The organism is Aeromicrobium camelliae (assembly GCF_003850045.1).
Lineage (GTDB): Bacteria > Actinomycetota > Actinomycetes > Propionibacteriales > Nocardioidaceae > Aeromicrobium > Aeromicrobium camelliae.
In genome coordinates, this window is record NZ_RQJX01000010.1 from 51,762 (window position 1) to 63,807 (window position 12,046).

Sequence of the window (12,046 nt, forward strand, 5' to 3'; positions counted from 1 at the left end):
GGTGACGACGCCGTGACGTGTGGGGTGGGCCCGGCGGCATCCAGGGCCGGCGACTCGCAGCTGAGAGGGTCTGGGAGCCGACCGGACACGATCACCCATTGTGCCAGAGGACCGCACGGCCCACCAAACAGGCCGCGCCGAGCTCAGCCGGCGGGTGCGGCGAACTGCGCGGCGTACAGCCGTTGGTACGCACCACCGGCGGCGAGCAACTCCTCGTGCGTCCCCTGCTCGACGATCCGCCCGTGCTCCATCACCACGATCAGATCGGCGTCGCGGATCGTGGAGAGCCGGTGCGCGATGACGAAGCTGGTGCGCCCGCTCCGCAGCCGGCTCATCGCCTCCTGCACGAGCGCCTCGGTGCGGGTGTCGACCGAGCTCGTGGCCTCGTCCAGCACCAGGATCGCCGGGTCGGCGAGGAAGGCGCGGGCGATGGTGAGGAGCTGGCGTTGACCGGCACTGACTCCCCCGCCTTCGTCGTCGATGCGGGTCTCATAGCCGTCGGGCAGCGTGCGGATGAAGTGGTCGGCGTGCGCGGCCTTGGCCGCCGCCACCACCTGCTCCGGTGTCGCGTCCTCCGCCCCGTAGGCGATGTTCTCGCGGATCGTGCCCGAGAACAGCCACGTGTCCTGGAGGACGACGCCGAAGTCGTCACGCAACTCGGCACGGCGCAGATCGTCGATGTCGACGCCGTCGAGCGTGACCCGCCCGCCGTCGAGCTCGTAGAAGCGCAACAGCAGGTTGGTCAGCGTGGTCTTGCCGGCGCCCGTCGGGCCGACGATCGCGACCGTCTGGCCCGGTTCGGCGACGAGCGACAGGTGCTCGATGAGGGGCTCATCGGAGTAGGAGAACGAGACATCCTCGAACGCCACGCGTCCGCGGACCGGTTCGACCGCAGCGGCGGTGACGGTGTCGGGACGTTCGCGGGGCTCGTCCAGCAGGCCGAAGACCCGCTCCGCCGACGCGAGACCGGACTGCAGGAGGTTGACCATGGCCGCGACCTGCGTGAGCGGCTGGGTGAACTGTCGCGAGTACTGGATGAACGCCTGCACCGAACCGATCGACAACCGCCCCGAGGCGACCTGCACGCCGCCGATGACGGCCACCAGCACGTAGTTGAGGTTGGAGACGAACATCATGACCGGCTGGATGACGCCGGAGATGAACTGCGCTCGGAACGCCGCGCCGAACAACGCGTCATTGCTCTCGTCGAACTGCTCGCGAGCTCGCTGCTGGTGCCCGAACACCTTGACCACCTCGTGACCGGAGAACGTCTCCTCGACGTGCCCGTTGAGCCGGCCCGTCTGCGTCCACTGCGCGATGAACTGCGGCTGGGAGCGCTTCATGATCACCCCGGTGATGCCGATCGCGACCGGGATCGTCACGACCGCGATGAGCGTCAGCAACGGCGAGATCGTCAGCATCATGACGAGCGTGCCGAGCACCATCAGCAGGCTCGTGATCATCTGGCTCAGCGTCTGCTGCAGCGACTGGGCGACGTTGTCGATGTCGTTCGTGGTGCGCGAGAGGATCTCGCCGCGCTCCTGACCGTCGAGGTACGCCAGTGGGAGATGGTGGATCTGGTCCTCGACGTCGCCACGCAGACCGGCGACCATCCGCTGGACCACGGTGGTGGCGAGCACGCCCTGCAGCCACATGAACAGCGAGGACACGAGGTACAGGACGACGGCGCCCAGCAGCACCCACGTCAGTGCGGAGAAGTCGATGCCCTCCCCCGGACGCAGATCGACCGAGCCGACGAGGTCGGCCAGCCGGTCCTGCCCGTCGGCACGCAACTGCTCGACGACCTGCTCCTTGGTCGCGCCCGCCGGGAACCGGCTCGAGAGGAAGCCGTCGAAGACCAGGTCCGTGGCGTGGCCGAGGATGCGCGGGCCGATCACGGCCAGGACGGTGCCGACCAGGCCGAAGACCACGAGGCCCCACACCATGAGTCGGTCGGCGAGCAGCAGCCGCATCAAGCGGCCGAAGGTGGCGCGGAAGTCGGCCGGTTTGGCCGGCGGTTGACCCTGGAAGCTCATGACGCGGCCTCCTGTTCGCTCAGCTGCGAGAGGACGATCTCGCGGTACACGTCGTTGTCGGCCATCAGTTCGTCGTGCGTTCCGGTGCCGACGACGTTGCCACGGTCGAGCACGACGATGCGGTCGGCGTCGCGGATCGTGCTGATGCGCTGGGCGACGATCACCACGGCGGCGTCGGCCGTGACGTCGACGAGAGCGCGCCGCAGCGCGGCGTCGGTGGCGTAGTCGAGGGCCGAGAACGAGTCGTCGAACAAGTAGATCCGCGGCTGCTTGACGAGGGCGCGAGCGATGGCGAGCCGCTGGCGCTGGCCGCCGGAGACGTTGGAGCCGCCCTGTGTGATGGGGGCGTCGAGGCCGCCGGGCATGCGCTCGACGAAGTCGCGCGCCTGCGCGATCTCGAGGGCCCGCCACAGGTCATCGTCGGTGGCCTCGGGCCGGCCGAACTGGAGGTTCGACCGGATGGTGCCGCTGAACAGCACCGCCTTCTGCGGGACCAGCCCGATCGCGGCCCACACGTCGGCGGGCCGCAGGTCGCGCACGTCGTGCCCGTCGAGCAGGACCCGGCCGCCGGTCACGTCGAACAGGCGGGTCATCAGTCCCAGCACCGTCGACTTGCCGCTGCCGGTGCCACCGACGATCGCGGTGGTCTGCCCCGGCCGCACGACGAGGTCGGCGTCCCGGACCACGTCGTGCTCGGCGCCGGGGTAGGCGAACGAGGCGCCTTGCATGTCGATGCGGCCCTCCTCGATCCGGACCGCAGGAACGTCCGGGGTCATGTCGATGACCGGGGTGGTCCCCAGAACCTCGCCGATGCGCTCGGCCGAGACCTGGGCTCGCGGCCACAGCATGAGCATGAACGTGGCCATCATGACCGCCATGAGGATCTGGATGAGGTAATTCTGGAACGCGGTGAGCGCGCCGACCTCGAGATCGCCGGAACCCACACGGTGAGCGCCCCAGCCGATCGCGAGGACGACCGAGAGGTTCATGATCCCCATGAGCAACGGGAAGAATGTGCTCATCAGCCGGCCGGCGGAGATCGCGACATCGCGATACTGCGCGTTGGCCTCCGCGAACCGCTCGATCTCGTGCCGCTCCTTGACGAAGGCCCGGATGACGCGGATGCCGGCGATCTGCTCGCGCATGATGCCGTTGATCGCGTCGATACGGGTCTGCATGAGCCGGAAGAGCGGCTGCATCCGCCGGATGATGAGGGCGAGGCTCACGATGAGGACCGGCAGCACGATCAGCAGGACGCCCGAGAGCTCGACGTCCTGGCGCAGCGCCATGACGAGCCCGCCGACCGCGGTGATCGGAGCGGCGACCAGCATCGTCAGTCCCATGAACAGCAGCAGCTGCACCTGCTGGACGTCGTTCGTGGAGCGGGTGATGAGCGTGGGGGCGCCGAACTGGGCCATCTCGCGCGACCCGAAGCCCTCGACGGCGCCGTAGACGGCCGAGCGCAGATCGCGTCCGACCGCCATGGCGACCTTGGAGCCGATGTAGACCGCCACGACGTTGCAGACGACCTGCAGGACGGTGACGGCCATCATCAGACCGCCGACCCGCCAGATGTAACCGGTGTCGCCCTGGGCGACGCCGTCGTCGATGATGTCGGCGTTGAGCCCAGGCAGGTAGAGCGTCGCCATGGTCTGGATGAGCTGGAACAGGCATACGACCGCGACCTGCCAGCGGTACGGACGCAGGTGGCGACGCAGCAGTCCGATCAGCACCTCGTCAGACTACGACCCCGTGCCGACAACGAGGATCAGACCGTCCGTTCGGGGATCTGGTAGCGCCGCAGGAACGCACGCGCGATGTCCTCCGGTGTCAGCGTGATGTCGAAGACGCCGCCGTTCTCGTCGGGCTCGAGCGGTTCCAGCGTGTCCTGCTGTGACTGCAGCAGCGAGGCCGGCATGAAGTGATCGCGGTGCTCCATCCGCTCACGGATGAGCTCGTGGTCGCCCACGAGATGCAGGAAGATGGTGCGCGGCGCGTGACGCGTCAGCACGTCGCGATAGACCCGCCGCAGGGCCGAGCAACTGATGACTCCGCCGCGCTCGTCATGATCGGCAAGCCAGCGACCGATGTCCTCGAGCCAGGGCCAACGGTCCTCGTCGGTCAACGCGATCCCTTGCGACATCTTCTCGACGTTCGCGGCCGGGTGGAAGTCGTCCCCGTCCGCGTACTCCACGTCGACCAGGTCGGCGACCGCGTGGCCCACGGCGGACTTGCCCGTGCCCGAGATCCCCATGACGACGACGAGGGGCGGTGCGGTCATGGTGACGACCCTAGGTCGACTCGACCGCGGACGCCAGACCGGCCGCTCCGGTCACGCGACCCGGTTCCGCGAGTGGCGCAATATGGGGCCTTTTCGGGCTCGAACAGCCCCAGATTGCGCCACTGGGTCACCACTTTGCGCCATTCGCGGGGAAGGGCGTGAATGCACGGCGGCCGAAGTACGGTGGTCAGTCCTCCAGGGCCGCGACGATGGCGCGTTCGAGGTCGCCCAGCGACGTGAGCTCGACCGGCTTGCCGTCGACGAAGAAGGTCGGCGTGCCGTCGACGCCGAGGGCGCGTCCGGCCTCGAAGTCGGCGGCGACGCGCAGCACCGTCGCATCGTCGGCCACCGCGGCGTCATAGGCCGCCATATCGAGCCCGAGTTCGACCGCGTACTCACGGAACACCGGCGCCCTGTCCACGTCACCGGCCTCGGCCCATTCGGCCTGCCGGTTCAGCAGCATCCGATACATGTCCTCGAGCCGGTCCTGTTGCGCGGCCGCCTCGATTGCGAGCGCCGCAGGAACCGAGTTGGAATGTCCGGGCATCGGGAAGTAGCGCAGGGCGAAGGCCATCCGATCGCCGTACGCGCCGCGGAGTCGCTCGACCTCCGGGTGGAACGCGCGGCACACCTCGCACTCGAAGTCGATGAACTCCACGACGGTGACCTCGGCGCCGTCGGGACGGTCGAGGAAGCGGGTGTCGGCGGCCACCACGCCGGGTGCGGCACCGGCAGGCGTGCTGCGAGGTCCGGCGTCACGCTCGGTCCACGCCGCCAGCGCCCCGACGACCGTGAGAGCGACGAGAACGACGACGCCGCTGATGAGGACGCGCCCGCGAGGGGTCATCAGAGCAGGTCGCGCAGTTCCTTGGGCAGCTCGAAGTCGCCACCGGCGGACTGGTCGTAGCCGAACGCAGCCGCACCATCGGGCTTCTTCTCCGGCGCCTGCTGCGCCTGGGCGGCGCGCTTGGCCGGGTTACCCGAGACCTTCTTGCCCTTCTTGCCCTTCTTGGACTGCGGCTTCTGTTTGGCGCCGGCCCGCTTGCTGACGCCGGGCAGACCGGGCATCCCGCCCATCCCGGGCATCTGCGGCATCCCGCCGCCCTTGGCCATCTTCTGCATCATCTTGCTGGCCTCGAAGAACCGGGTGACGAGCTGGTTCACGTCGCTGACCTGCGTGCCCGAGCCCCGGGCGATACGGGCGCGGCGGGAGCCGTCGATGATCTTCGGGTTCTCGCGCTCGGCCGGCGTCATCGAGCGGATGATCGCCTTGATCTTGTCGACCTCGCGCTCGTCGAAGTTGGCCAGCTGGTCCTTGAACTGGCCCATGCCGGGCATCATGCCCAGCAACTTGGTCATCGAGCCCATCTTGGCGAGGGCTTCCATCTGCTGGAGGAAGTCCGAGAGGGTGAATGTTCCGCCGGCGACCTTCTCGGCGGCCTTGGCCGCCTCCTCGGCGTCGAACGCCTTCTCCGCCTGCTCGATGAGGGTGAGGACGTCGCCCATGTCGAGGATGCGCGAGGCCATCCGGTCCGGGTGGAAGACGTCGAAGTCGTCGAGCTTCTCACCGGTCGAGGCGAACATGATCGGCCGTCCGGTGACCGAGCGGACCGACAGCGCGGCACCGCCTCGGGCGTCGCCGTCGAGCTTGGACAGGACGACGCCGGTGAAGTCGACGCCCTCGAGGAAGGCCTGCGCGGTGCCGACCGCGTCCTGACCGATCATCGCGTCGATGACGAACAGCACTTCGTCGGGGTTGACCGCAGCGCGGATGTCGGCGGCCTGCTGCATGAGTTCGGCGTCGATGCCGAGGCGGCCCGCGGTGTCGACCACGACGACGTCATGCAGCGTCCGCTTGGCCTCGGTGATCGCATCGCGGGCGACCTGCACCGGGTCGCCCACGCCGTTGCCCGGCTGGGGCGCGTAGACGGTGACCCCGGCCTGTTCACCGACGACCTGAAGCTGATTGACGGCGTTCGGACGCTGGAGGTCGGCCGCGACGAGCATGGGCGAGTTGCCCTGCTCCTTGAGCCACTTGCCGAGCTTGCCGGCGAGGGTCGTCTTACCGGCACCTTGGAGGCCGGCGAGCATGATGACGGTCGGCGGGTTCTTGGCGAACCGGATGCGCCGCGTCTCACCGCCGAGGATGCCGACGAGCTCGTCGTTGACGATCTTGATGACCTGCTGCGCCGGGTTGAGCGCCTGGCTGACCTCGGCGCCGCGCGCCCGCTCCTTGACGTTCGCGATGAACTCGCGCACCACGGGCACGGCCACGTCGGCGTCGAGCAGCGCGACCCGGATCTCCCGGGCGACCTGGTCGATATCGGCGTCGGACAGCTTGCCCTTGCCGCGGAGCGTCTTGAACGCCGACTGGAGCCGGTCTTGGAGCGAATCGAACATAGGGCTCCAGGGTATCCGAGGGTGCGCAGTCCCCCGGCCGACCTCCCCGGTGCCGCAGCGTTCAGTCTCCTCGTCGTGCAGACGGTCCGGCGGTGAGCGCGGCGGTGATCGCATCGCAGAGGCCGGACGCGGTCGCAGGCGCCAGCGGGGCGCCGTCGGCGTCGACGACGTAGAAGACGTCGCGCGCCTCGTCGCCGTACGTGCTCGTGTGGGCCGAGCGGATCAGATGGCCGGCGTCGGTGATCGTGCGGGCGACCGTCCACATCAGCCCCCGGCGATCCAGGGCCCGGACCTCGATCAGCGTCGCCGTCTGCTCCATCGCGTCGAGCACCCCCACCCGCGGGTGGTCCTCGACGGCCGTGAGCCGCGCGGCGAGGTCGACCGCCCCGTCGAGGACGCGCCGGACGCGCTGCTGGAGGACCTGCGCGTCGAGGTCGGGTCTGCTGACCTCCCACAAGGTGACGGCCACGTTCGCCTCGGTGACGATGCGTGCGGAGCGGATGGACAGGCCTGCGGTCGACAACGCTCCGGCGAGATCGGCGAGCAGTCCGGGCCGGTCGCCCGAGACGATCGTCACCAGCGACCCGTCGTGATGGTTCTCGGTGGCGACGCGGACCGTCTGCTCGGTGACTCCCGAGAGCTCGGGCATCGGCCGATCCGGCGGCCACCCCTCGTATCCGGGCCGTTCGTCGTCCGTCCCCGCGAGCACGGACCGCACCTTCTCGACGAGCCCGAGCACCAGTCCGCGTCGCCAACCGCTCCACGCCTGGTCGCTCGTCGCCATCGCATCGCATGCGGTGAGTGCGGCGAGCAGATCCAGGAACGATGAGGAGCGCACGATCTCCGCGACGTTCGCCGCCGTCAGCGGGTCCTCGATGTCGCGTCCAGTCGCGACGGTCGGGAGCAGCAGGTGCCAACGGACGAGGCGCGACACGACGTCGACCTCGTCGTCGGGGAAACCCCACCGGCGCAGGATGTTTCGAACCAGCACCGCTCCGACCTCGCTGTGATCGCCGCGGCGTCCCTTGCCGATGTCGTGCAGAAGGGCGGCGACCGCGAGGAGATCGGGCCGGGCGACGTCCCGGCTCAGCGCGTCGGCCTGCACGCAGGCCTCCAGGCTGTGCCGGTCGATCGTGAACCGGTGGACCGGCGACGACGAACCTCGCAGTCGGATGCCGGACCACTCGGGAAGGAGCCGGTCGATGAGGCCGGCGAGATCGAGTTCCTCCCAGACCTCGACCGCGCCCCTGCCGGCGCTGAGCAGCTCGACGAACCAGCGGCGCGTCGTCTCCGGCCACGGCTCGGGCAGTTCTCCGAGATCCTGCACGAGTCGCTGCACCGCGGCGGCGTTCATCGGGAGACGACGACGCGCGGCGGTCGCGGCGAACCGCAGCATGACCTCGGGGTCGGTTCGCGGATCGGCATCGCGGGTGATGACCACTTCGCGATCGAGGACGCCGACACCGGGTGCCTCCGTCTCGATCCGAGGACCCCGACGCCCGACGCGGCGGTGTCGATCACGCTCCAGCGACTCGTCGAGGCGATGCCAGGTGACGGCGGCCAGGTGCGCGATGCGTCGTCCGACGTCGCGGACCCCGACGTCGAAGTCGGTCGGTGCGAGCGACCAGCGCTCGGCCAACTCGGGTACCAGTTCGGGGATCAGCTTGTCGGTCCGACGCCCCGCGGCCTCGTGTACGGTGTCGCGCACATCGAGCAGTCGCGCCCGCAGTCGTTCGGCGTCCTTGCGCGGCAGATCGACGAGCCACGTGGCGAGCAGGGCGCGCAGCGTCACCGAATCACGCAGGCCCCCGCCGGATTCCTTCAGATCGGGCATCGCGTCGTGCGCGAGCCATCCCGCACGCCCGATGCGCGCTGCGCGGGCCGCCCGCACCTCCGCGACGCGCTCGCGGGCACGACGCCGCCATGCGCGGAGCACGTCGGCGCGCAACGCCGTGACGAGGTCCTCATCGCCGGCGACGCTGCGGGCGTCGAGCATGCCCATGGCGGCGCGGTAGTCGTCGTCGGCGCGCGCCCGCATCTGCGGAGTCGACCGGACCGCGTGATCGAGGGCGACGCGGCGCTCCCACAGCGGATACCAGATGCCGTTCGCCACCTCCTCCACGCGCACGGGGGACACGGCAGGATCGTGCAGGAGTACCACGTCGAGGTCGCTGAACGGTGAGAGCTCGCGCCGCCCGTACCCGCCGATGGCCACGAGGGCCAGGCCGCCTGACTCGCTGGAGCCGGTGGTCTCCATGAAGAGCTGGCGCAGCAGCCGGTCGGCCTCATCGGACCGATCGCGTCGCTGCTGCGCCAGCTGGGTGGAGAGGTCCGAGGACCAGGGGACCTCGGTCAGAGGGCGGCCTCGTCCGTCTCGCCGGTACGCACCCGGACGACCGACTCGACCGGCACGACCCAGACCTTGCCGTCGCCGATCTTGCCGGTCTGCGCGGCGGACGTGACGGTGCTGACGACCGTCTCGACGTCGACGTCGTCCACGACGATCTCGAGCCGGATCTTGGGGACGAGCGAGACGTCGTACTCCGCGCCGCGGTACACCTCGGTGTGGCCCTTCTGCTGGCCGTAGCCGCTGGCCTCGGTGACCGTCATGCCGGCCACGCCGGCGGCGGCGAGGGCTTCGCGCACCTCTTCCCACTTGTGCGGCTTGATGACCGCTGTCACGAGCTTCATCGTCAGGCTCCCGTCTTGAACGTGGTTCCGCCAGTGCTGGCCAGATCGTATGCGGACTCGCCGTGCTCGGCGAAGTCGATGCCCGCGACTTCGTCGTCGGGATCGACCCGCCAGCCCATCACGGCCTTGAGCGCGAGCGCGATCACGAAGGTCACGACGCCGGACCAGACGACGGCGAAGAGCGCCACGACCGTCTGGACCACCAGCTGCGCCACCCCGTCGCCGTAGAAGAGACCGCCTGAGGTCGCGAGGAAGCCGATGCCGACCGTTCCCACGAGGCCGCCGACGAGGTGCACGCCGACGACGTCGAGCGAGTCGTCGAAGCCGAAGCGGTACTTGAGGCCGACGGCCAGCGCGCACAGGGCGCCCGCGACCAGGCCGAGCACGAGCGAGCCCACCGGGCTCAGGGCGCCGCACGCGGGGGTGATCGCGACCAGGCCGGCGACGATGCCCGAGGCGGCACCGAGGCTCGTGGCCTTGCCGTCGCGGATCTTCTCCACCACGAGCCAGCCGAGGATGGCGGCGGCGGTCGCCGCGGTGGTGTTGACCCAGACCAGCCCGGTCTCGTCGACCCAGGACGCGGCGAAGTCGAGGTCGTCGTAGGAGACGAAGGAGCCGACGTTGAACCCGAACCAGCCGAACCACAAGATTCCGGCTCCCAGCATCGTGAGCGGCAGGCTGTGCGGCCGCATGGGCTCGCTGCCGAAGCCGCGCCGGGCGCCGATGACGAGCGCGAGCACCAGCCCGGCCACGCCCGCGTTGATGTGGACGACGGTGCCACCGGCGTAGTCGATCGGCGCGACGCCGTCGTACAGCAGGCTCGCGAGGCTGCCGTCCTCGCCGCTGAGGAAGCCGCCGCCCCACACCATGTGCGCCAGCGGGAAGTACGAGAGCGTGACCCAGATGCCGGCGAACACGAGCCACGTGGCGTACTTGGCGCGGTCGGCGATGGCACCGCTGATGAGCGCCACGGTGATGATCGCGAAGGTCATCTGGAACGCGACGCTGATCAGTGCGCCCGAGCCGTCCTCGCCGATCGCGCCCTGGACGTCGGCGAGACCGAACATCTCGAACGGGTTGCCGATGAGTCCGGCCGCGCCGTCACCGAACAGGTCGGTGCCGTAGGACGCGGACCAGCCCCACAGGATGTAGATCGGGACGACGACGCCCATCGCGCCGAACGACATCATCATCATGTTCAGGACGGACTTCGAGCGCGTCATGCCGCCGTAGAACAACGCCAACGCGGGCGTCATCAACAGCACCATCGCACTCGACGCCAGCATCCAGGCGGCGTGGCCGGTATCCATGGAACCTCCCCTTGGGACGACAGGGACGCGATTGCGCCCTGTCCCACAGTGGGGTTCCGCCGTTTCGCGATCGGCACGCGTCTGTTGCGATCACGTGACGAGCGAGCGGCCGATGTTACGGCTCGATGTCAGGCGAGCAGCGCGTCGACGAACTCTTCGGCGTCGAACGGCGCGAGGTCGTCCGCGCCCTCCCCCAGGCCCACGAACTTGACCGGGGCGCCGAGGGCACGCTGGACGGCGATGACGATGCCGCCCTTCGCGGTGCCGTCGAGTTTCGTCAGGACGATGCCGGTGACGTCGACGACCTCGGAGAACACGCGTGCCTGGGTGAGGCCGTTCTGCCCGGTGGTGGCGTCGATGACCAGCAGGACCTCGGTGACCGGCGCCTGCTTCTCGATGACCCGCTTGACCTTGCCGAGTTCGTCCATGAGGCCGGCCTTCGTGTGCAGGCGGCCGGCGGTGTCGACGAGCACCACGTCCGTGCCGTCGGCGATGCCCTGTTTGACGGCGTCGAACCCGACACTGGCGGGGTCGCCGCCCTCCGGGCCGCGCACGGTCGGGACGCCGACCCGCTCGCCCCAGGTCTGGAGCTGGTCGGCGGCCGCCGCGCGGAAGGTGTCCGCCGCGCCGAGCAGGACGGTCTTGTCCTCGGCGACCAGGACCCGCGCGAGGCGGCCGACGGTCGTGGTCTTGCCCGTGCCGTTGACGCCGACGACGAGCACCACGCCCGGCTTGCCGTCATCGCCGGTGGACTTCAGGGAGCGGTCGAGCGAGGGACCGACCACGCCGATGAGCTCCTCGCGGAGGATCTCGCGCGCGCGTGCCGGGTCGGACACGCCCTCGACGCGAAGGCGGTTGCGGAGGTTGTCGACGAGCTCGCGCGTCGGCTCGACGCCGACGTCGGCCGCCAGCAGGGTGTCCTCGAGCTCCTCCCAGTCGTCCTCGGTGAGGTCGCCGCCGCCGAGGAGGCTCAGCAGTCCGCGACCGAGGCTGCTCTGCGAACGGGCGAGACGGGCGCGCAGGCGCACGAGCCGGCCCTGCGGCGCCTCGGGACGCTCGATCGCGGGCGCGGCCGGAGCCGCGGGAGTCTCCGGCTCGGCCGGCACCTCGACGATCTCGACGAAGTCGTCCTCGAGCAGCCCGTCGTCGACGGGGCCGGGCTCGGGCTCCTCCGGATGCTCGATCGTGCGCTCGGTGATGGCGTCGAGCTCGTCCGGCGGCGGCAGGCCGCGGCTCTTGCGCGAGACGAGAAGTCCGATGCCGGCGCCGGCCAGCACGACGACGCCGATGAGCAGGGCGATGAGCAGTTCCGTGGTCACACGACCACC

The 12,046-nt window shown here is 69.8% G+C and carries 9 protein-coding genes; all 9 read right to left on the bottom strand.

The window, feature by feature from the left end; all coding sequences use genetic code 11:
- Positions 1-143: 143 nt before the first annotated feature.
- The 9 genes from EHW97_RS08780 to ftsY all read right to left on the bottom strand — a co-directional run bounded on the left by EHW97_RS08780 (position 144) and on the right by ftsY (position 12,037).
- Positions 144-2,036: an ABC transporter ATP-binding protein gene (locus tag EHW97_RS08780; protein ID WP_124236792.1), complete on the bottom strand. Its 1,893-nt coding sequence runs from the start codon at positions 2,034-2,036 to the stop codon at positions 144-146.
- The gene (locus tag EHW97_RS08785) at positions 2,033-3,769 is read right to left on the bottom strand and encodes an ABC transporter ATP-binding protein (RefSeq protein WP_124236793.1); all 1,737 of its coding nucleotides are present in this window, start codon (positions 3,767-3,769) and stop codon (positions 2,033-2,035) included. The genes EHW97_RS08780 and EHW97_RS08785 overlap by 4 nt, the downstream gene beginning before the upstream one ends.
- Positions 3,770-3,804: 35 nt before the next feature.
- Complete coding sequence (locus EHW97_RS08790) at positions 3,805-4,317, bottom strand: gluconokinase (RefSeq protein WP_124236794.1); 513 nt, start codon at positions 4,315-4,317, stop codon at positions 3,805-3,807.
- Positions 4,318-4,504: 187 nt separating this feature from the next.
- Positions 4,505-5,164 carry a DsbA family protein gene (locus EHW97_RS08795; protein WP_124236795.1) on the bottom strand — a complete coding sequence of 220 codons (660 nt, stop codon included), beginning with the start codon at positions 5,162-5,164 and terminating at the stop codon, positions 4,505-4,507.
- A complete protein-coding gene (gene ffh, locus EHW97_RS08800; RefSeq protein ID WP_124236796.1) occupies positions 5,164-6,717 on the bottom strand; it encodes a signal recognition particle protein in 1,554 nt (517 codons plus the stop codon). The genes EHW97_RS08795 and ffh overlap by 1 nt, the downstream gene beginning before the upstream one ends.
- 61 nt (positions 6,718-6,778) lie before the next feature.
- Entirely contained in the window at positions 6,779-9,136 is a 2,358-nt protein-coding gene (locus EHW97_RS08805) for a [protein-PII] uridylyltransferase (protein ID WP_243696366.1), read from the bottom strand.
- Positions 9,070-9,408, bottom strand: coding sequence for a P-II family nitrogen regulator (locus EHW97_RS15310; protein ID WP_166367456.1), 339 nt, complete (start codon positions 9,406-9,408; stop codon positions 9,070-9,072). The genes EHW97_RS08805 and EHW97_RS15310 overlap by 67 nt, the downstream gene beginning before the upstream one ends.
- A gap of 2 nt (positions 9,409-9,410) precedes the next feature.
- The gene (locus tag EHW97_RS08810) at positions 9,411-10,718 is read right to left on the bottom strand and encodes an ammonium transporter (protein WP_208001966.1); all 1,308 of its coding nucleotides are present in this window, start codon (positions 10,716-10,718) and stop codon (positions 9,411-9,413) included.
- Positions 10,719-10,846: 128 nt separating this feature from the next.
- Positions 10,847-12,037, bottom strand: coding sequence for a signal recognition particle-docking protein FtsY (gene ftsY / locus EHW97_RS08815; RefSeq protein ID WP_124236798.1), 1,191 nt, complete (start codon positions 12,035-12,037; stop codon positions 10,847-10,849).
- Positions 12,038-12,046: the final 9 nt, after the last annotated feature.

What these genes read in the sequence shown, in the direction of transcription:
- EHW97_RS08780 (WP_124236792.1), bottom strand. Translation starts at nt 2,036, where the DNA reads ATGAGCTTCCAGGGTCAACCGCCGGCCAAACCGGCCGACTTCCGCGCC.
- EHW97_RS08790 (WP_124236794.1), bottom strand. Translation starts at nt 4,317, where the DNA reads ATGACCGCACCGCCCCTCGTCGTCGTCATGGGGATCTCGGGCACGGGC.
- EHW97_RS08795 (WP_124236795.1), bottom strand. Translation starts at nt 5,164, where the DNA reads ATGACCCCTCGCGGGCGCGTCCTCATCAGCGGCGTCGTCGTTCTCGTC.
- ffh (WP_124236796.1), bottom strand. Translation starts at nt 6,717, where the DNA reads ATGTTCGATTCGCTCCAAGACCGGCTCCAGTCGGCGTTCAAGACGCTC.
- EHW97_RS15310 (WP_166367456.1), bottom strand. Translation starts at nt 9,408, where the DNA reads ATGAAGCTCGTGACAGCGGTCATCAAGCCGCACAAGTGGGAAGAGGTG.
- EHW97_RS08810 (WP_208001966.1), bottom strand. Translation starts at nt 10,718, where the DNA reads ATGGATACCGGCCACGCCGCCTGGATGCTGGCGTCGAGTGCGATGGTG.